This is a genomic window from Peptoniphilus genitalis, assembly GCF_023614525.1.
Lineage (GTDB): Bacteria > Bacillota > Clostridia > Tissierellales > Peptoniphilaceae > Peptoniphilus_A > Peptoniphilus_A genitalis.
Map to the genome: position 1 here is coordinate 1678497 of NZ_CP097885.1, position 22181 is coordinate 1700677.

General features: G+C 32.8%; 16 protein-coding genes. 13 read left to right on the forward strand and 3 right to left on the reverse strand.

Going from position 1 to position 22181, the window contains the following annotated elements; all coding sequences use genetic code 11:
• The first annotated feature begins 18 nt into the window (after positions 1-18).
• From M9426_RS08070 to M9426_RS08105, 8 genes are all read left to right on the forward strand, one after another.
• Positions 19-891, forward strand: coding sequence for a copper amine oxidase N-terminal domain-containing protein (locus M9426_RS08070; protein ID WP_250341915.1), 873 nt, complete (start codon positions 19-21; stop codon positions 889-891).
• Positions 892-1196: 305 nt separating this feature from the next.
• The gene (locus M9426_RS08075) at positions 1197-1478 is read left to right on the forward strand and encodes an ArsR/SmtB family transcription factor (RefSeq protein WP_250341916.1); all 282 of its coding nucleotides are present in this window, start codon (positions 1197-1199) and stop codon (positions 1476-1478) included.
• A gap of 14 nt (positions 1479-1492) precedes the next feature.
• Entirely contained in the window at positions 1493-4420 is a 2928-nt protein-coding gene (locus tag M9426_RS08080; protein WP_250341917.1) for a UvrD-helicase domain-containing protein, read from the forward strand.
• A gap of 21 nt (positions 4421-4441) precedes the next feature.
• Positions 4442-5785: a butyryl-CoA:acetate CoA-transferase gene (locus tag M9426_RS08085; RefSeq protein WP_250341918.1), complete on the forward strand. Its 1344-nt coding sequence runs from the start codon at positions 4442-4444 to the stop codon at positions 5783-5785.
• 626 nt (positions 5786-6411) lie between these two features.
• The gene (locus tag M9426_RS08090; RefSeq protein ID WP_250341919.1) at positions 6412-6894 is read left to right on the forward strand and encodes a CarD family transcriptional regulator; all 483 of its coding nucleotides are present in this window, start codon (positions 6412-6414) and stop codon (positions 6892-6894) included.
• A gap of 33 nt (positions 6895-6927) precedes the next feature.
• Positions 6928-8016, forward strand: a complete 1089-nt coding sequence (locus tag M9426_RS08095; protein WP_250341920.1) for a PIN/TRAM domain-containing protein — start codon at positions 6928-6930, stop codon at positions 8014-8016.
• 243 nt (positions 8017-8259) lie between these two features.
• A complete protein-coding gene (locus M9426_RS08100; protein ID WP_250341921.1) occupies positions 8260-9327 on the forward strand; it encodes a pyridoxal-phosphate-dependent aminotransferase family protein in 1068 nt (355 codons plus the stop codon).
• A 189-nt stretch (positions 9328-9516) separates the two neighbouring features.
• On the forward strand, positions 9517-11793 hold the full coding sequence (locus tag M9426_RS08105; protein WP_250341922.1) for a stalk domain-containing protein: 2277 nt from the start codon (positions 9517-9519) through the stop codon (positions 11791-11793).
• Between the two features lie 82 nt (positions 11794-11875).
• Here M9426_RS08105 and murC read toward each other — a convergent pair whose 3' ends face one another.
• Positions 11876-13270, reverse strand: coding sequence for a UDP-N-acetylmuramate--L-alanine ligase (gene murC, locus M9426_RS08110; protein ID WP_250341923.1), 1395 nt, complete (start codon positions 13268-13270; stop codon positions 11876-11878).
• A 160-nt stretch (positions 13271-13430) separates the two neighbouring features.
• Here murC and spoVG point away from each other — a divergent pair, with 160 nt between their 5' ends.
• Positions 13431-13754 carry a septation regulator SpoVG gene (gene spoVG, locus M9426_RS08115; RefSeq protein ID WP_148465481.1) on the forward strand — a complete coding sequence of 108 codons (324 nt, stop codon included), beginning with the start codon at positions 13431-13433 and terminating at the stop codon, positions 13752-13754.
• Positions 13755-13863: 109 nt separating this feature from the next.
• Here the strand turns inward: spoVG and alr are convergent, their stop codons facing one another.
• On the reverse strand, positions 13864-15021 hold the full coding sequence (gene alr / locus M9426_RS08120) for an alanine racemase (RefSeq protein ID WP_250341924.1): 1158 nt from the start codon (positions 15019-15021) through the stop codon (positions 13864-13866).
• A gap of 106 nt (positions 15022-15127) precedes the next feature.
• Positions 15128-16447, reverse strand: coding sequence for a uracil-xanthine permease family protein (locus M9426_RS08125; protein WP_250341925.1), 1320 nt, complete (start codon positions 16445-16447; stop codon positions 15128-15130).
• 92 nt (positions 16448-16539) lie between these two features.
• Here M9426_RS08125 and crcB point away from each other — a divergent pair, with 92 nt between their 5' ends.
• The 4 genes from crcB (at position 16540) to M9426_RS08145 (ending at position 22180) form a co-directional block, all read left to right on the forward strand.
• Positions 16540-16902, forward strand: a complete 363-nt coding sequence (crcB, locus tag M9426_RS08130) for a fluoride efflux transporter CrcB (protein ID WP_250341926.1) — start codon at positions 16540-16542, stop codon at positions 16900-16902.
• Positions 16903-16984: 82 nt separating this feature from the next.
• Positions 16985-17683: a response regulator transcription factor gene (locus M9426_RS08135; protein ID WP_005956756.1), complete on the forward strand. Its 699-nt coding sequence runs from the start codon at positions 16985-16987 to the stop codon at positions 17681-17683.
• Complete coding sequence (locus M9426_RS08140; RefSeq protein WP_250341927.1) at positions 17683-19755, forward strand: sensor histidine kinase; 2073 nt, start codon at positions 17683-17685, stop codon at positions 19753-19755. Before M9426_RS08135 ends, M9426_RS08140 begins: the two co-directional genes overlap by 1 nt.
• A gap of 673 nt (positions 19756-20428) precedes the next feature.
• Entirely contained in the window at positions 20429-22180 is a 1752-nt protein-coding gene (locus M9426_RS08145) for an aminopeptidase P family protein (protein WP_250341928.1), read from the forward strand.
• The last annotated feature ends 1 nt before the right edge of the window (position 22181 follow it).

Consider the following 22181-nt stretch of genomic DNA (forward strand, 5'->3'; position numbering starts at 1 on the left):
ATAAAAATGAGGTGTAATATGAAAAAAATTATTTTATCACTATTGTTAGTATTAGTTTTATTACCTAATTCTATTTTTGCTGCAAGTTCTTATGAAGTACCAGTAAAGTTAGTTAAGTATGGCGAACCAGATAAGGAGTCTATGGGCAACCCTTCTTTAAAGCAAGTTGCTCAAGTTGAAGAAAAAGATGGTAAATTTATTTACAATATTTTTCTAAAGAAGATGGAATTTATGAATATGGAAGGTGAACTTACAAATTTATTTATCTATGATGGCGATAAGGACTCTAAGAGAGTTGAAACTAAGCAAAGCCCTATTAATGGTGAATATATAAAGAAGCACGAGTTTGTAAGAACAAATCCAAAGGAAGACCAAATTCTTGTTGCTGTATGGGTTGATGCTATGGATGCTATTGCTGGTGGTGGAAAGGGTTCAGGAGAACAAAAGGCTTACCTAAAGTTTGACTGGGCTAATGCTAAGGCCATCGAAGCTAAGGATTCTAAACTTGAAAGCAAGAAGGATGTAAAGGCTGAAAAATCTTCATCTAAATCTGAGATTAAAATTTTTGTTTCAGACAAGGAAATAAAACCAGAAACTCCAGCTTACATTGAAAATGGAAGGACAATGGTTCCTCTAAGGTTTATCTCTGAGGCTCTTGGTGAAAAAGTTGATTGGAAGGCTGATACAAAAACTGTTCTCATTGGAGATAAGAAGGCAAGCCTTGTTATTGGAGAAAAAGAAATTGAGGCTAATGGAAAGAAAATTGCAATCGACTCACCAGCAGTGATTAAGGATGCAAGAACTTTTGTACCCCTAAGAGCAATTTCAGAAATTTTAGGAGCTAAAGTAGATTGGGATGCTTCAACAAGAAGTGTAAAGATAAGTAAATAATTTTTGTAAATCTCTCATAATAATTTTTATGGGAGATTTTTTTTTAGACAATATTTTAGAAGTTTAAGAAGGTTATAAATAAAAACATTATTTACTTGGGATATCTATTGAAAGAAATTAAAAAATTAAAGGACACAAAAAATAAATTTTATTTTATAAAATACAAGAAGATTTTGCTATTTTATCCTAATGGAAATATTTGCATAATTCTTAATTATACAAAAACTATTGACAAATTCTCTAATATTACATAATCTTACTATAGTAAATAAATTATTAAGGAAGACATACTTGGAGGTAAGAATTTGAAGAAGAAAATTGACAAACTTGAAAACACAGCTGAACTTTTAAAGGTCATGGCCCATCCAATTAGACTTAAAATTATAGAGAACTTAATTGACAATGGTCCGGCTAATGTTGGATCTATGCAAGAGAAGTTTCACATTCCACAACCAACTGTTTCATCTCACCTAGGCAAGCTTAGGAGAGCTGGTATTTTAATAGCTAATAGAAATGGAACAGAAATCTATTACAAGGTGGAAAATGAATTTATTTTAAGACTTGCCAAGACTCTCTTCAAGAATTAAGGAAAAGCTAGCTTATGGAACTAAGTGAAGTTCAAAAAAAAGCAGTCTACACTCTTGATAAAGATTTATCTTTAATGGCAGGGGCTGGTACTGGCAAGACTAGGGTCCTCACTAGTAGGTTTATAAATATTGTAAAAAATAATATAAGTCCAAAGCATATTTTGGCTATAACTTTTACAAAAAAAGCTGCTCAAGAAATGCTTGGAAGGATATCAAAAGAACTTGTTCTCAACAATATTGACTTTGAGGAGAGAGATCTTAATGTAATGACCATTCACTCTTTTGCTCATGAAATTGTTGAGAATTATTCTTTTATTCTAGGGATAAATCCACGATTCAAAATTTTAGAAGAGGGTGAAGGGGACTATCTGTTAGAGGAAGCTGTAAAAGAGAGTTTCAATAATTTCGAAGATGAAAGATTTAAAAATTATCTTTTAGACTTTAAGTCATCTCCCTTTGAAGAAAAAAATATTTTTATAAGTCTGTATAGGGATTTTAAAAATAATAACTTGGATTTTGATGATATTTTAAATAAGTCCTTAAACTTTATTGGGGCGGAAAAAAGTTTTGATGATTTAATTATACTTTTAGATGAATTTAGGAGCCTAAGTGGAAATAAATTCAAGACTTTTTACGACAATAATATTGATGAAATAAAATCTTTAAAGACCTTTGACAACGAAATTTTAAATACGATAGAAGAAAATCTTGGGACATCAACAAAACACAATGACAAGATTATAGAAATCAAGGACCTTATCCAAGAGCTAAAGAAAGACTTAGAAGAGAAGAACAAGGACTATTATGAAATCATTATAGAAATTTTAAAGGAAATCGACAAAAATTATAAGAAATCTAAGGAAGATATAAGTGGACTTGATTACGAAGATATAATTTCTTACGCAGAGCTTATCTTAAAAAATCCTCTTGTCAAAGGAGAATTAGTTTCTAGGTATTCTTATATCCTCGTTGACGAATACCAAGATACCAACGAAATCCAAAATGAAATCATTAGAGCCTTTTCTTCTTCTAATATTTTTATAGTTGGTGACCCTAAGCAATCTATTTATGCCTTTAGGGGAACTGATTTATCTTCTTATTTTTCTTTTTCTGGAGACATAGAAGCCAGAGGGACTTCTCTTATAATGAACAAAAATTATAGGTCTGACGGTGAAATAATAAATTTTATAAATGAAAAGTTTAAGGACCTAATAGATTCCTATGACGAAATGGAATTTTCCCATAAAGAGGGTGGAGGAGTTTACCTCTATAATTCTTCTGAAATTTCTAATATTGCAGATTTAGCAGAAGACTTTTTAAAAAAATACAAGGCCAAGGATATTGCAATCCTATCAAGGTCCAACTCGCAAATTGATGAAATAGGGGAAGTTTTATCTGCACGTGGAATAAAATACAATAAGGGTGAGAGAAGTCTTGAAGAAATTGATATTTTAAAACTTATAAAAAATATTCTCTCTGCGATTTACAGCCCAAAAGAATTTTTGGAATTTTTATCACTCTTTAACTCAGAGCTTTTGAATTTTGAATTCAAAGATTTAGTGGCAATATTAAATGAGGGAATTAATAATTCTGAAGACCTATTAAACTATAATTCAACTCAAGACAATATTAAGAATTTTTTGAGATTTTTAAAGGAAACAAGAGAGAAAACATCTTACCTTATGATAGATGAAGTCCTTGATGAACTAATGGATTATTTTTATAAACTTGGAACTTTAAGGAAAAGTGACTGGGAATATATTTATAGGTTTAAGGAAGAAGCTAGGGACTTTGTGGAAAATTATTCCAATGACTTCAGAGCCTTTGAAAGACATATTTCTTCTATGACCTTTGAGGACCTTGAAGATGGAATTAATCTTCTTACAATCCATAAGTCTAAGGGGCTGGAGTTTGATGGCCTAATAATTTCTCACATGGATAAGGGGAAAAAACTTGGAAGCAATAATAGGATAATTGTTGATAAAGACCTTGGACTTGGAATAAATTCTGACCTTTCTAATTATTCTTATAAGGAAATCGCAAATAAATTAAGGGAGATTGATGAGGAAGAAGAGATTAGGGTTCTTTACGTTGCCATGACCAGGGCAAAAAAAGAATTAGTCTTATTTGGAGACCATGAAAAGGCAAGGGCAGGTTCTTATTTTTCTCTCTTGGGAGATATTTTTGCTTTACAAGAATATAAGCTCTCAAATATAGAAGGAAGACAAGTAGAAGAAAACTTTATTCCACTTGACATAGATATAAAATTTGAAAATAGGATAAGAGAATATTACACAGTTACAGATTTTATAAACTTCAAGAGAAGCAAGAAGGACTTTTACTACAAGTACTTTTTGGGCATTGACAAGTACACAAGGGGTCAAGGGACAAATCAAATAATGGATCCCAAAACTCTTGGGAATATTGTTCACATGTTCGCCTACAAGTATAAAAAAATTGATTTAAAAAACAAGAAGATTGAGGACATTATAAAAGATGTATTTTCATATTATGAAGAGGAGATAAACTCTGAAAAGTTAAATCTTTCAAAAGAATTAGTTTTAAACTACTTAGAAATGGAAGAAGAGTGTATAATAGATAAAGAGCTTTTATTTTACTACGACTTAAAAGGTTTTCTTGTAAAGGGTTACATTGACCAAGTTATAAAAATTAATGGCGAATATTATATTCTTGATTTAAAGACTAGCTATGGGAGTGTAGAAGACTTAAAAAAGACCTACGAGAACCAACTAATACTTTATTCAGCAATCTATGAAAACCTATATAAAGTTAAGATAAAGGCTGCATATATATTTGACCTAAGGGGTAAAAATAAAATAGTTGTAGAGACAAGTGAAGAAAAATATAAAGAAGTAATGGAAGAATTTTTAAATTACATTAAGTTTATAAGGTCTCACAAGCTATTAAGGGATTATTTATAATTTTTTATTTAAGGAGGAAATATGGACTATTCTAAGGACTATAAGGACAAGTTAATTACAGCAAAAGAAGCTGCTGGTCTAGTAAAGGACAATATGTGGATTGACTACGCATGGGGTGCAAGTACACCTGTTGCCTTTGACAAGGCTCTTGCTGAAAGACTAGATGAATTAAATGAAATTTATTTAAGAGGTGGGGTACTTCTTTGGGAACCAGAAGTATTTAAAAAAGATCCAGCAGGAGAAAAAGTTGTTTGGAATTCTTGGCACGCAGGTGGACCAGATAGAAAGAGAATTAACACAACTCCAGGTGGTTTCTATATTCCATTAAGGTACTCAGAACTCCCAAAAATGTATAGGGAAAATTGCAAGGTTAATATAGCAGTTATTGTAACTCCTCCAATGGATAAACATGGTAACTTTAATTTTGGACTTAATGCTTCACACTTAAGAGCAGTTACAGAAGTTGCTGACAAGGTAATTGTTGAAATAAATAAAAATATGCCAACTTGCCTTGGAGGATTCGAACATGAAATTAATATTAAGGATGTAGACTACATTATCGAGGGAGAAAATCCAGAAATAGCTGCACTTCCTAAGGGAAGCTTCGGCGAAGTTGATAAAAAGGTTGCAGAATTAATTGTAGAAGAAATTCCTAATGGGGCAACACTTCAACTAGGAATTGGTGGAATGCCAAATGCTGTTGGATCCCTAATTGCTGACTCTGACCTAAAGGACCTTGGAGTTCATACAGAAATGTATGTTGATGGTTTCGTAGATATGGCGAAGAAGGGTAAGTTAAGTGGTTCAAAGAAGTCAATTGATAGATTTAGACAAGTTTATGCTTTTGCAGCAGGTTCTCAGGAAATGTATGACTATTTAGATTTTAATTCTGATGCTATGGCAGCTCCTGTTTCTTATACAAATGATGCAAGAGTAATTGCACAACTTGACAACTTTATTTCCATTAACAACGCTGTTAACGTAGACTTATTTGGACAAGTATCTTCTGAATCTTCAGGAGCAAGACACATTTCTGGAGCAGGTGGACAACTAGATTTCGTTCTAGGAGCTTATTTATCTAAGGGTGGAAAGTCCTTTATCTGTCTATCTTCTAAATTTATGAACAAGAAGACTGGCAAGGAAGAATCAAGAATTGTTCCAAACTTTGAAACATTCTCTGCTATTACAGCTGCTAGACCTAACACTCACTGGCTAGTAACTGAATATGGTAAGTTCAACTGCAAGGGCCAATCAACTTGGCAAAGAGCAGAAGGTATCATTAACATCGCTGCACCAGAATTTAGGGATGACCTAATTAAGGAAGCAGAAAGAATGAATATCTGGAGAAGAACTAACAAGAGATAATTTTTAAATTACATCCCCTGATTTGTCAGGGGATTTTTTTATGCCCTCTAACAATATGTATATGGAAGGAAAAAATCTAAGATGATTAAAAAGAATGAGAGAGCTTTTAAAAGTAAACTTGTAAAATTTATTAAGTGAAAATTAGTTACAAAGTCTTAAGATGTTATTAAGGGAAAAATAATTATGAAGCCATAAGATGCTATTAAATGAGAAATATTCACAAAGTCATAAGATGTTACTAAGTAGGAAATAATTATTAAGTCATAAAATGTTATCAGATTAAAAATAATTGCTAATTTATAAGTCCTTATTGATACGTAAATAACAACAAAGTCCTAAGTTTTAACTAAATTAGAATAAAAAGAAAAGTTATAAAGTCTTACAAAATTAAAATTTTTTACAAGCTTCTTAATAAAAATTAATAAAGTATTTAATAGTTTTTTAATTTACTTCAATAAATTTTCACAATGACCATCTATATCTTTCACAAATAAAATTTATAATAAATAAAAATAAAAAATCACCAAAAAAAACTTTGCATAATGTAAGGTATTATGATATAGTGTTACGTTTACTTTTCTAAAAAGCTCTGTTATACTAGTATAAGGGACAATAGGAGGTAAAAAATGTTTAATATTGGTGATAAGATTGTATATCCTATGCATGGTGCCGGTGAAATTGTAGCAATTGAAGAGAGAGAAATCCTTGGAGATGTGCACAAATACTACATAATGAGGTTACCTATAAATGATCTTAAGGTCATGGTGCCTGTAAAAAATGCAAAAGAAATTGGTGTTAGAGATATTTCTGATGCTAATACTATGGAGAAGGTTTTAAAAGCTCTATCTTCTGAAGAGGAAGTTTCTATGCCCAAAAATTGGAATAGAAGATATAGATACAATCTTGACAAGATAAAATCTGGTGATTTAATGGAAATTGCTGATGTTGTAAGATCTCTTGAAAGTCTTGATAGAGAAAAGTCCCTGTCAACAGGTGAGAGGAAGATTTTGAATGAGGCAAAGCAGATTATTGTATCAGAGATGGTTCTTGTTTTTGAAAAAAATGTTGAAGAAGTGACAAAATTAATTGATGATGCCATTTTTGGATAAGGAGGGATTTTTATTAGCAAAAACCGAAAAATTGTGTCCAAAATATTTAAGTTTCTATTTACTGCAATAGGCGCATTAGTCGGTGTTTTTATTGTATCTGTTTTATCAGATATAAACTTTGTAAAAGCTATTGGTAGCCAAAAAATCACAACAGGTATTTCTGTTGTTGTTGTACTTTTATTTGCACTTATATTTTATATGCTTTCTCCAAAGGCTTTTCGAGCCTTGGAAGATTTGTTGGCTATATGGGAAAGACAAATCCAAACAAAATCTTTTACAGAAGTAATACTAGGCGCAGTGGGACTAATTCTTGGTCTCATAATAGCATTCTTAATTTCACAACCTATCTACAAGATTCCAATCCCTTATGTGGGTTCAGTAGTTTCAATTTTACTTTATGGTATACTTGGTTATTTAGGTCTTAATATTGGGATGTCAAATAAGGACACTATATCAGAAAAAGTTAGGGATCTCACATCTTTGGCGGCTAAAAGAAGTTTAAAGCCTAAGGATGTTGTAAAGGATCACACAGGCATTCCCAAGGTCTTGGATACTTCTGTTATTATTGACGGGAGAATCCTCGACATAGCAAGAGCAGGATTTATTGAAGGGCCTCTTGTTGTTCCAGTTTTTGTTCTTGAAGAATTACAACACATAGCTGACTCTGCTGATGGACTTAAAAGAAATCGTGGCAGGAGAGGTCTTGACACTGTTGCAGAAATTCAAGAACTAAAAAATGTTGAAGTCATAATCTATAAAGGAAAGATTGAAGAAATTCCTGAAGTGGATTCAAAACTTCTAAAGCTTGCCATTGATTTAAATGGAAAAATTGTCACAAATGATTATAATTTGAACAAGGTAGCTAGGGTTCAAAACCTTGAAGTTTTAAATATTAACGAGCTTGCTAATGCAGTTAAGCCTCTTTATCTTCCCGGCGAAGAGATGGACATTTTAATTGTAAGAGAAGGTAAGGAGCACAACCAAGGTCTTGCTTATTTAGATGACGGCACTATGATTGTTGTTGAAAATGGCAAGGACTTAATTGGAGAAAAGGTAAATGTTGTTGTTACATCAGCTCTTCAAACTTCAGCAGGCAAGATGATTTTTGCAAAATTAAAATAATTTGATTTTAGCTCTGTCTTAGGACAGAGTTTTTTATTGTCTTCTTTTATTAAACAAATTAGTGAATTTTAATTAATAGAATTTTAGCAATAAGTAATAGTTTGATTGAAGCTTCAAATTCTGTGGTATAAATGTAATCTAAGGAGATTGAACAAAATTATTATAGATAGTCTTACAAAGATTTTTATTTGACGGTAAATTTTATTTGTATTATTATTTGTTACTAGATAAGGGGGAACAAAAATGAAATTATTTTTACCCGGTCCTGTGTCTGTCCGCAGCGAAGTTTTGAAGCAATTTGAAAAACCTGTTATTGGACATAGAACTAAGGAAGCATCAGAAGTTCAAAAATCAATTACAATAAATATGCAAAAGATATTTGGAACAAAGGAAGAAATCCTTGTTTCAACATCATCAGGTACTGGCCTTATGGAAGGTGCCATTAGGTCTTGCACTAAGAAGAGGGCTCTTATTTGTTCTATAGGATCTTTTGGAGACCTATGGCAAAGACTTGGACTTGAAAATGGAATAGAGACTGATATCTTAAGAGCAGAGGATGGAGAAGTAACTGATCCAAATAAGTTAGAAGAAGCTTTAAAGTCAAAGGAATATGATTTTGTTGGTATAACTCACAACGAAACATCTTCAGGTATCTTAAATAACCTAGATGAATTAAAGCCTCTTATTGACAAGTACCCTGACATTGTTTGGGCACTTGATACTGTAAGTTCAGCTGGCGGAACTCCAATTGATCAAGATAAGTATGGAATTGATATTGCAATTACTTCTTCACAAAAATGTCTAAGCCTTGTACCAGGTCTTAGCTTTGCATCTTTTTCACAAAAGGCAGTAGAAAAGGCAAAGACTGTTGAAAACAGAGGCCACTACTTTGACTTACTTCTTTTATACAAGTATGTAAAAGAACACAACTACCAATATCCATCAACTCCAGCTATTTCTAATATGGTTGCTGCTGAATATCAACTAAACTATATTGTTAATGAAGAAGGACTTGAAAACAGATATAAAAGGCATGAAGAAATGTCTCAATACTTTAAAAAATGGGCCAATGAGAACTTTGAAATCTTTGGCAATAAGAAGTATCTTTCTCCAACAATAACTTGTGTAAAGAATACAAAGAACTTGGAGTTTGATAAAGTAAGCCAAGAATTTATGAACAAGGGATTTTTAATTTCTAATGGTTATGGAAAACTTGCTGGCAAAACTTTTAGGGTTGGCCACATGGGTGATACAAAATTAGAAAATATAAAAGAATTCACAAAAACTTTTGAAGAAATTCTAAAAAAATGAGATGAAGAATATCCTGGATGACAGGATATTTTTTATTGAAAAAATTTATTTACTAAGGACCTAGTTGAGAATTTAAAATTTCTTATCTAGGTTTTGCTTTTTATAATTAAGTTTTTGTTACAAGTTTTAATATTCTTTGAGAATGGCCTAGCTATGATTTATAATTTTTAATTAAGTGAGGTAGATTAAATGAATAAGAAAAAAATTAGTATTGCATTGATTTTATTTTTTCTCTTAATAAGTTCAAATGTGTTTGCAGAGAACAAATTGCTATTCCAAGAGCCAATTGCTCCTGGAGTTGTGAGATACAAATACCAAGTTAAGAGAAGTAAAGGAAATGCAGAGGCAAATGTTATAAAGGTGGATTTGAACAATCCCCATGCAAAGATTAACACTGTAGCTGGTGGAGGAACTTATACTAATAAGGCTACAGTTTCACAAATGGCAAACAGGACTAATGCAGTTGCCCTTGTCAATGGTGACTTCTTCACTATGCAGTTAGAAGGTGCCCCACAAGGACCATCAGTTATTAATGGAGAGACTAAATCTTCGCCAGCAGTTTTAAATGACATCTGGTCCTTTGGAATTGACAGCAACGATAAGGCTTTTATAGAACTTACAAAGTTTGTTGGAAGCGTCACTGCTTCTAATGGTAGATCTTTTCCTATTGATGGTTTAAACAAAACTAAATATTGGTACCAACCATCTATGGAGTATTCCCACCAAAATAAAATCCAATTATATGATTCCTTTTGGACTGCTAAGACTAGGGGAGATAAAAATGGTGGAGAAGTTCTATTAAATGAAAACAATGTAGTTGAACAAATTTCTTACAATAAGGGACTTGATATGTCTATACCTAATGGAAAGAAAATCCTACAATTTTCTGGTTCTGCTATCAAATTTATCCAAGACAACGTAAAAGTTGGAGACAAATTAGGCATAAAATACAACATAGAACCTAATAGAAACTGGAAGATGATGATTGGTGGTCATGCAGTTTTAGTTGACAATGGAGCTGTTAAACCCTACACAAGAGATATTAAATTTATTGACGGTGTAAGGGCAAGGACCGCTGTTGGAATTAGCCAAGACGGTAAAACAGTTTATGTAGTAACTGCTGAAGGCAGAACTAAAAGATCTTCAGGTCTAACAATTGCTGAATTTGCAAAATTTATGCAAGAAATAGGAGTCTATAAGGCTATGAACCTCGATGGTGGTGGATCAACTACCATGGCTGTTAGAAATCTTGGGGACCTTAACAGGACTAGGGCAACAAACCCAGAGAGGAATGGAGCCGAGAGAAGAGTTGTAAATGGTCTTGGAGTTTATAACACAAGTAAAAATACTGGCTTGATTGTTGATGGAAAATTTGAAAGTGATGTTGACACTATTGTTGGTGAACAAGTCAACCTAAAATTAAAATCAGCTTGGGATGAATTTTTAAATCCAATTGATATTAAGACAAGAACTTACACTATTTCAGACTCTTCTAATGGAGCAAATATCTTAAATGGTCAAACTTATCTTCCATTAACTCCAGGCAAGTTTACAATTAATCTTCAAGCTGACAAGGGAGATGGATTTAGCAAAGAAGTCAATGTAGCTGATCCATCAAGCTATAACAACTTAAAGCTTTCAACCAAGAACAATATTGTTAAGAAGGGCAGCGAAATTAAAGTTGAAGCTATAGGAGAGTATAAGGGAAGAAAGATAAATATTTCTCCTAGAGTTTTAAACTACTCCTTTGAAGATTTAAATGCAGAAGTAAATCCAAATAATTTTAATATAAAAATTAATGACTATGGTAAAAATCCAAAGATTCTCGTAAAACTTGGAGGCAAAACTGCAAGCCTTTCACTTTATGATGAAAACACAAGACTTATAAAGATGAAGATAAATGATGTGAACTACACAGTTAATGGTCAAGCAAAGAAGATGGATGCAAAACCATTTATCTCAAACTCAAGGACTCTTGTTCCACTTAGATTTATAATTGAGGCAATAGGTGGAGATGTTGCTTGGGATGGAGATAGTAGAGTTGTAACAGTAAATAGTAAGGGCAAGAATATAATCCTTCCAATTGATTCTAAAAAGATTACAGTTGATGGTAGAGAAATTGCTATTGACCAAGCTGCAATAATTAAAGGCGACAGGACTTATGTACCAATTAGGTTTGTTGCAGAGAACTTAGGTATGAATGTAAACTACATCAATGAAAGTCGTGAAATTGAAATTTCATACTTTGAAGATAAGAAAGACCTAGATAGCAAAAATATTGAAGTCAATAGAGAAGCTAATAATTCTAACAAGAATGCCAATAATAAATTCAACAATAAGTCTAATGAAAATAGCAAAGATAATAAGCCTATTAGCAATAAGAACTTAGAAACAAATAATAAGGCTTCAAATGCTAATCAAAATAATAAAAATATGAATCAAAAGAATAAGAGCATATTAAACTAAAAGATCTCCCTGAGGGGAGATTTTTTTATGGAGATTTAAATTATAAGAACAAAAAAAGGAACTCATTTGAGTTCCTAATTTTTTATTTATTGTCATTTTCAGCTAAGAGCATCTCGCCAATTTTATAAACGTCGCCAGCTCCCATAGTTACAAAAATATCGTCCTTTGAAATATTTTCTTTTACAAACTTAACTATGTCTTCGAAGCCAGAGATATAAAAGGCGTTGTCCCTGTGATCAGCAATAGCATTTCTAAGAGTCTTTGAGTGGATATCGCCGTAGTCCTTTTCTCGAGCTGCATAAATATCAGTGATGATAATTACATCCGATTCATCAAAGGAATTTGCAAAGGCATCAAGAAGAAGCTTTGTCCTAGTAAAAGTATGAGGTTGGAAAACTGTGTAGAGTTTACCCTTGCAAGCATTTTTAATTGCATGAATAGATGATTTTATTTCAGTTGGGTGGTGGGCGTAGTCGTCCATGACCTTAGCACCCTTGTAAAATCCTTTTTCTTCTAGCCTTCTCTCAACACCCTTATAAGATTTTAAGCCAGCAATAGAATCCTCGATGGAGATTCCATTAACATAGGCTGCCCCAATAGCAGCAAGAGAATTTAAAATATTGTGTCTTCCGAGAACTGAAAGTTCAACGTGAGCTACTTTTTCGTCTTTAAGGTAGAGGTCATAAGTAGGGAAGCCCTCATTATTAAATTCAATATTCTTTGCCATTAGGTCAGCATGATTTTTTATTCCAAAAGTGAAGACCTTACAGTTTTCAATAGGTAAAAGTGTCTTTGCATTTTCATCATCAATATTTATGACTACATAATCACTTTCTCTTAGGTTATCAACGTAGCCCTTAAAGGTTCTTATTATGTGGTCAATGTTGTCAAAGTAATCTAGGTGGTCCTCGTCAATATTTAAAATAATTTCTGTTGTTGGGAAATACTTTAGGATGTTTGCCTTGTACTCGCAGGCTTCTGTTAAAAATAATTTTTCATCACCGATTTTTATATTTCCATCAATATCTTTTAGTTGGCCACCAAGCATAATTGTTGGATTGACATCGAGGTCCTTAATAATTTCTGTAAGCATTGATGTAGTAGAAGTCTTACCATGAGTTCCAGAAACGGCAATTGATTTGTCGTAGTTCTTCATCACTGCTCCAAGAAAACTTGCACGATCAACAAGGTCAATTTTTTGTTTTACAGCTTCAACATATTCTTCGTTGTCAAAGGAGATTGCATCTGTAAAGATAACAAGGTCCATACCATTAATGTGCTCTTTCTTGTGCTCGTAATAAATTTTTGCACCATTCTTTTCTAATTTATCTGTATTAATAGAAGGACTTCTGTCGCTTCCGTAAACCTTATAACCCTTAGCCAACATTAATTCTGCAAGAGCAGACATAGAAATGCCACCAATGCCAATAAAAAAAATATTTTTGTAATCACTTTTATCTATATTAATTTCAAACAATTTACTTCCTCCAATTCTTTTTAATTATAACATATTTTCTAAAGTGAGAAAATTTTTTAACTTTTCTTTTTATGTAAAATCAGGGAAAATATTTAATTAACATATTCAATATATAACTTGATTATGTTATAATGTGATAAAGAAAGAGAGGGATACTTCTATGAACATAACTGATGTAAGACTACGTAAATTGCCAACTGAAGGAAAGCTTAAAGCAATAGTATCTGTAACCTTTGATAACGAATTCGTGCTTCACGACATAAAAATAATAGAAGGCAAAGAATCATTATTTTTAGCAATGCCAAGCAGAAGACTTCCTAATGGTGAATACAGAGACATTGCTCATCCTATTAGTGCTGAAGCAAGAAAAGAACTTGAAGATGTTGTATTTAAAGAATATTATTCTGTGAAGGAACAACTTGACCAAGAAGAAAATGATGGTGAAGTTATTGAAGTTGAAGCAGAAGAAGTAATCGAAGAATAAAATTTAAAGATTAAGAGGGCTTAGGCTCTCTTTTTTTTATGTAGACTTATAAAATAAGTGCGACGCAAAAAAACAAAAATAAAAAAGGCTATGAAAGTCATAGCCAGTATTAGTCCATCTTACTTACGTGGACAAGTTCTTTATTTTTGTAATAATATTTTGGAAGTCTCCTGTTGAAGTGGGTTATAAAGGATGTTTCACAATCGCCAGAATGAATGCAAATATCACGAACTTTTATCTCTTCGTCGCCTTGTCTTCCAATTAAGACAACGTCGTCGCCAATCTTGCAGTCCACATCAGTGGCATCTACCATCATTTGATCCATGCAGATAAGACCAATTTGTTTACACCTCTTGCCATTTATTAAAACTTCAATTTTTTCGGAGAGGATACGAGGGAAGGCATCTGCATAGCCAAGGGGAAGAGTTACAACTTTTGTGTCCCTTGGGCATTTATAAAACCTTTCGTAGCCAACAGTCTCGCCTTTTTTTACTTCTCTTATAGAAGAAATTTGTGCCTTCAAGGATAAAATTTCCTCTAAGCCAAATTCCTCGGGAAGATGATCACTGTCAGTGTAACCAAATTGAATTATGCCAGGTCTCACCATGTCTAGGTCGTACTCGTCATGGAAGAGAACGGAGTGTGAATTTGCAATGTGTCTAAATTTAAATTTGCATCCAAGCTGACCCAACTCGTCAATAAAATGCGTGAAGGTCTTAAACTGTCTTTCAGTAAATTCTGGATCAGTTTCGCAAGCTGCAAAGTGAGAGAATATTCCTTCAACATTTATATTTCCTAGTTTAAAGATTTCGCAAATTTCTTTTTTTGCTTCATCTGAAGGCATGAAACCAATTCTTGACATGCCAGAGTCAAAGGCAATATGTATTTTAGCTTCTTCTTTCAAATTACCTGCAAGCTCATTTAAAACTAGTGCATCATTAAGAGAATAAATTGTAAGAGTAATGTGATTTCTTATGGCATCTTCATAGAGATGACGAGGTGTGTAACCCAAAATCAAAATATTAACTTTAGAAAATTTTTTTCTCAAGCTTAGGGCCTCTGATAAAGTTGCCACTGCATAGTAATTTATTCCAAGGTCAAGGGAAACTTGTGATAGTGGAAGAGCACCTAGTCTATAGGCATCGCTTTTCACGACACTCATGACTTCAGTTTTTTCTCCAACCTTGTCCCTTATTATCTTCATATTATTTTCAAATTTATCAAGATCTATCTCTATCCAAGCAGGTCTTGTTAAAAAATCTTTCATCCTATTATCCTTTCGATTAAGAGTTTAAAAGTTGCTTTTTTTATTATATCACAGGAAATAAATAAAATACTTTTGAAAATAAAAAAACTGCCCTGAGGCAGTTTAATTAATATTCCTTGTCTATTAACAAAATATTTAAAACCACAGCCACAATAGTTCCTCCAGAGATACCTGAAGAGAAGAGAGCTGCAATTACAGTAGGAAGTTTTGCAACAATGTCTGGCCTCATTGTGATTCCAATACCAACTCCTATGCCGCCGGCAATAATCATTAAGTTCTTAGATGAGAACTTAGCTCTTGATAAGGCCTGCATGCCTGAACCTAAAATTGTTCCAAACATAAGAATACCTGCTCCACCAAGAATTGGTGTTGGCATAATAGAAACAAGAGTTGCAAACTTTGGACAAAGACTCATTATAATCAAAATAAAAGAAGAGTAAATTGCAACTTTTTTTGATGCACATTTTGTAAGTGGAATAAGTCCTACGTTTTGACTAAAGGTTTGGGCTGCACCAGATCCAAAAACAGGAGAAAGCATTGAACCAATAGCGTCTGCCCTTACACCAGATGCAATGTCGTTGTCATCAAGGTCAACTTCACAAACTTCGCCAAGAGTTTTCATAACTCCAACAGTTTCTATAATTGTAACAAGGTAACCTGCTATGAAGGGGATGACAAACCTTACATCAAACTTAAGTCCAAAGGGAAATAAACTTGGAAGTCTTAACCATGGAGCAGCTGCAACTTGTGAGAAGTCAACAAGTTTTAGTGGAATACAAATTAAGTAGGAAATAGTCATGGCAATGACAACTGATGCTGTTGTTGCAAAGCCCCTTCCATAATGATTTATAAAAATTATAAGTAAGAAGGTAAAGACGGCTATTCCAATAAAGAGTGGGTCCCCATAATTTTCTGCGCCATAGCCTCCACCCACCCAGTCAAAGGCAACAGGCATCATAGTAATACCTATAAGAGTGATTACAGTTCCAGTTACAACTTCTGGGAAGAACTTAAGTAGTGGCTTTATAAAAAAGCTTAAGATTAATTCCAAAAAGGCCCCCATAATTGTAGCGCCAAAGTAACCTGCAAGGCCGCCGCCCATAGTGTTGATAACAGCGTTGGCTGGTGGAACAAATCCAAAATCTGTTCCCATTATAGTTGGAAGGCCTATACCAACCTTGGCCTTGCCCTTAAAGATTCCTCTTGTTTGGATAAAGGAACATATACCCGAAGCAAGAAGAGCGGCAGAGATAAGTACAGAAGTCTCAGCAACATTTGTGCCAGCTATGGCAGCAATACTAAGTGGCACTGCAATAATTCCACTAAAGGCAGTTAAGATATTTTGAAAACCAAGTAAAGATGATTTCAAAAAATCTGGCTTGTCGTCAACTTCGTATTCAAGTTTCATACCATAATATTTCTTCACAATAAACCCCATTTCTCATATAATAATGTTGAGTAAATTTTAACACATTCACTTTTAAGTAACAATATTTCTAGGATAGAAAGGAAGAAAAAATGTATATATTTGTTGGACTTGGTGGGGCCTTGGGCTCTTTACTTAGGTATTTTTTGTCCACCACAATAAAAAGTCAGGGGGACTTTCCTCTTGGAACTTTTATAATTAATGTAGTTGGATCATTTTTAATTGGCCTCATAGCCTTTTACGCAGAGAAAAATAATTTGGACTCCAGACTTGTTTTATTTTTAAAAGTTGGTTTTTGTGGAGGCTTTACAACTTTTTCAACTTTTGCCTTTGAAATCTTTAACTTGGGAGACAATCAAAAGTTTGGTACAGGAATTTTTTATGCCTTTCTTAGCATGATTTTGTCTCTCTTTGCCATCTATCTTGCAAGAGAAATTGCAATAAAAGCATTTTAAATACGATTTAAGATTTTTGTAAGAATTTGTAAGAAGTTTTGTAATTATTATTTGCTATTATAAAGTCAGAAGGAGGGATGTAATGGATAAGTACAATATTTTAATTGCCGAGGACGACAAGGAAATCGCAAGGTCCATTGGAATTTATCTAAAAAATGAAAACTTTGAAATTTTTTACGCTGAAGATGGACTTGAAGCTCTAGAAATTTTTAAAAATGAAAAAATTGATTTAATTATAATGGACCTCATGATGCCAAAACTTTCTGGCGAGGAAGCAATAATTAAACTAAGAGAAGTTTCCTTTGTCCCAATAATTATCCTATCTGCAAAATCAGAGGACACAGACAAAATTTTCGGACTCAACATTGGTGCTGATGATTATGTTCAAAAACCCTTCAATCCAATGGAACTCATTGCTCGAGTGAAGAGCAACCTGAGAAGATTTTATGCCTATGATTTAAAAAAGGACAGGAACTTTATTGAGATAGGCAGTATCAAGTTAGACTTGTCACAAAAAATTGCCTATGTAGAGGACAAGCCAGTAGCACTTACTTCTATTGAGTTTAAAATTTTAGAACTCTTGATGAAGAATCCCAACAGGGTTTTTTCCATTGAAGAAATTTATGAAAGTGTCTGGAATGAACCAGCCATGGAGGCAAAGACTGTGACAGTTCACATCAGACGTATTAGAGAAAAAATCGAAGTAAATCCAAAGAAGCCAATGTACTTAAAGGTTCAGTGGGGTCTTGGATATAAGTTTGAAGATTTGAGGCGAAAATAATGAAAAAAAATTCTTACAAATTATCCTATTATGCTTTAATAATTTTAGTAATTTCACTAGTATCACTTTTGGCAGGTAGACTTTTATTTTCAAGAGATCCGAGTTCTACTTACAGAAGAATTCTGACAGATAATAGAATTACCGGCACTATAGACCTATCTCTTTATGGTGAAGACTATAGCTCCAATAATAGATTTAACTTTGCTGTTAAGTCTTATAAACTAAAATATTTTGACCAAAATGGAAATGTTGTTACAGATCCAGGATTAATTGAAGCTCAAAAGAAGAAGGATGACCTAAAGGCCAAGGGACTTGACCCAAAGGACTATCTTGAAGATTGGATGCTAGACCAACCTGAATTAAAATCTGAATATAAAACTTTTTATCTTACTAATGAATATGAAAAAAATGAGTTTGATCCCCTAGAGATTGAAATGAGAAACAATGACTTCTTAATTACTGGGTCAGTAATTAATGATAGTATAGTGATTGATAAGGTTCAAAAGAGCCAAAGACTTATGGATAGCGACTACAATTTTATAGACAAGTCTTTTAAATCTAAAATTAATGACAGTTTTAGAGATTTGAACAGCAAAAACAATATTAAAAACCTAAAGTTTGCTTATTATACATCTTTAGATGATGAAGTTTTTAAAGATATTGAAAGAGATGTCTTTATGGACCAAGTCCAAGTGCAAATTGGAGTAAGCGTATTAATTACAGCTGTCTTATCAGCATTATTAGGACTATTTATGAATATGGAAAAAGTTGACAGCAGCGGAAGCTTGCGAAAAGTTTTCAAGTTTCCAATAGAACTTGTGATAATTTTATTTGTAATTTTTGTATTTTCTAGTGCAGGAATATCAAGTATAAACCAAATTTATAGTAATTTGTATATTTTCTATTTATTCTACCTTCTTGGTCTTGTGATTATTTCACTAACTGTAGACTATCTTGTAATCTTACTGAAGAGCACATTTAATAAAAATACAGAAAACTATTTAGTAGAAAATGCTTTGATCTATAGGGCCTTTAAGGCAAGCATTAGAGAATTCTCAAAAGTTGACAAATTTGATAATAAGGAAATAAATAATGCCAAGATGAAATTCACTCTTGTTTATCTTGTCTTGTGTATTGTAGTATTTCTACTCTTTCTATTCTTTGCAGGCATGTTTGCATCAGCGCCTGAAGCTATAGTGATACCAATAATTATTTTTGCAGGCTTCATCTACTTTATAATTCTTAAAAACATTAACCAAGTTGCGAGAATTAATAGGGAAGCAAGCGAAATAGTTGGAGGAAATTATAAGAAGAAGATTGAAAAAACTGGTGGACTTTATGACGGCATAGTTGATAACTTTAACAACATTGGATCAAACTTAGACCTTGCTATTGAAGATGCAGTAAAGTCTGAAAGGTTAAAGACTGAACTTATAACCAATGTTAGCCACGACCTAAAGACACCTCTTACTTCCATACTCAATTATTCTGACTTGCTTTCAAAGGAAGATAATTCACAAGAGGAAGCTAAAGAGTACGCAAGGATAATTAATGAAAAGTCCAACAAGTTAAGAGTCTTAATCGAAGACTTGTTTGAAGTTTCAAAGGCAACATCAAATAACATTGAACTTGATAGACAAGAGCTTGATTTTAATTCTCTCGTTGCCCAATCAATAGGCGAGTGGGAAGATAAAATTAAAGAAAACAATATTGAGATAATTTCCAATCTTTCTGAAGAAAAAGTAATGCTTAAGATTGACGGACAAAAATTCTCAAGAGTCTTAGACAACTTATTCTCAAATATTTCTAAGTATGCCCTAGAAAACTCAAGAGTTTATGTTGATCTAAGAGATGAGGGTGGAGTTAAGCTTACAATAAAAAATATTTCTAAGTATCCACTTAATATTTCTGCAGAGGAACTTATGGAAAGATTCACTCGTGGAGAAAAATCAAGAACAACTTCAGGATCAGGTCTTGGTCTATCAATAGCATCTTCCTTCGTGAGAGCTCACGGAGCAAGCTTTGACATTGACATTGACGGAGACTTATTCAAAGTTACAATTAAATTTTAAAAATAAATTTAATAAAGAGGAGAAAGTTCGGGAGACCGGACTTTTTTTCTTTTATTAAAACTTGACAAAGATAAAGTGGTATTATATATTCGAGATGAAAATATAAAGTCGACAAAAATAAAATTATTTAGAGGTGGAAAAAGTGGGTACAAAACAGCTTTTAATTTACATTATAACTATAATAATATACTTAATCTTAGTTTATTTATTAAATAAGCGTACTAATAAAAAAAGAACTATGTATGGAATATCATTACTAAGTTTAATATTATTTGTTAGTCTTAAATTTTTTGGCAGGAAATATAATATTTACTTTTTAGGTTCTGATAAATTTATAAACTCTTATTTAAATTTAATGTGTATTATAATTAACATTCCTATATTGTATGGAGGGTATGAAACTATAAATTTTTATGTTAATAAGAAAATTTCTAAGAAAAATCAAGCTTTACTAATTAAAAGTATATTGATAATACTACTATTCTTATTAGCATATCTTAGTTACACATGGTGGGAAATTGTATATTACTTCTTATTTTAATGAGAAATTTAAATTTTGAGCAAAGGCGATAATGAGAAAAATTTAATATAAAAGGAGAAAGTTCGGGAGACCGGACTTTTTTCTTTGCCCTAATTTCCTCTTGTGATAATATAGGACTTAGGAAGTGATAATGTGATTTTAAATAAAATACGAAACTTAATGAAAGAAAATAAAATAGATTTTTATCTTGTGCCATCAAAGGACCCACATGGGTCTGAGTACCTGCCAGACTATTACAAGGAAAGAGAATTCTTAACAGGCTTTACTGGTTCACAAGGGACTGCTGTAGTGACAAGAGATGAGGCTTTCCTTTGGACTGATGGAAGATATTACATTCAAGCTGCAAGAGAGATAAAAGATTTTGGCTTTGAACTTAAAAAGCAAGGGCAAGCTGGAGTTTTAAACTACGATGAGTGGATTGCAGAAAACATGAAAGAGGGAATGACCCTTGGTCTTAATGCAGAATATTTTTCTCATCAAGAGTTTTCTTCTATTTCAAAGAAATTGCAAAATAAGAATATTAAAATTCTTGATATAGATTTGATAAAGGACCTTTGGGAAGATAGGTATGACTTTCCATCAGATGATGCCTTTTTGTTGGATATCAAATATGCTGGCAAGTCTTGCCAAGATAAAATTTCTAAAATCAGAGAAATTTTAAAAAATAAAAATGCCAAGATGACTGTGGTTTCATCTCTTGTGGATATTGGATGGACCCTAAACCTTCGTGGCATGGACATAAAGGACACTCCAGTTTTAATTTCATTTATGATAATTGAAGAAGACAAGGTCATCTTGTTTACAGATAGGTCTAAGACAAAAAATATTGAAGAAGAACTGTCTAAAGTCCTAGAAATAAAAGATTACTCAGATTTTTATGAATATTTAAAAACTTATAATGGCGAGAAAATTTATCTTGACCCAGCCTCTATTAACGAAAGAATTTATAAGGAACTCTGCGACAAGAATGAAATTATCTTTGGAAGAAACATTTCAGAAGACCTAAAGGCTATAAAGAACGATGTTGAGATAAAAAATCTTGAAGAAACTTATGTTAGAGATGGTGTGGCACTCTTTAAGTTTATCTACTGGTTGAAGAAAAATGCAAAAAATAAAATTGGGGAATACCAAGCTGCTATGAAACTTGATGGACTTCGTGGGGAGGACCCTCTTTATATATCTAATTCCTTTGACACGATTTCAGCCTATGGCCCTAATGCTGCCATGATGCACTATCATGCCACAAAGGAAAGCCAAGCAATAATAGGGGACAAGGGACTTTATCTTGTAGATTCAGGAGGCCAATATTATTCAGGGACAACTGATATTACAAGGACCATTGCCATGGGAGACTTAAGTGAAGAAGAGATAAGAGATTATACTTTGACCCTTAAGAGTCACATAAACCTAATGGACGCAGTTTTCTTAAAGGGAACTTATGACCTGGCCCTTGATGGGATTGCAAGATATGCCCTTTGGCAAGAGAGAATGGATTACAAGTGTGGCACTGGTCATGGAATTGGTTTTGTCCTTTCAGTTCACGAAGGACCACACAGAATTTCTCCAAGAGACCCTGCAGTGAGAATGGAAGAAGGCATGATTGTTTCCAATGAACCTGGAGTTTATAAGGAAGGCAAGCATGGAATTAGGATTGAAAACATCATGAGGGTTGTCTACGACTGCCAAACTGTGGACTCAATCTTTAATAAGTTTAAGACAATTTCCTTCTGTCCCTTTGAACTAGATGCAATTGATGTAAGTCTTTTGACAAAGAGACAAGTGGAAGTTTTAAATTCCTACCACAAGGAAGTTTTTGAAAAATTAAGTCCCTATCTTGAAGGAGAAATTTTAGAATACTTGAAAGAAGCAACGAGAGAGGTATAAA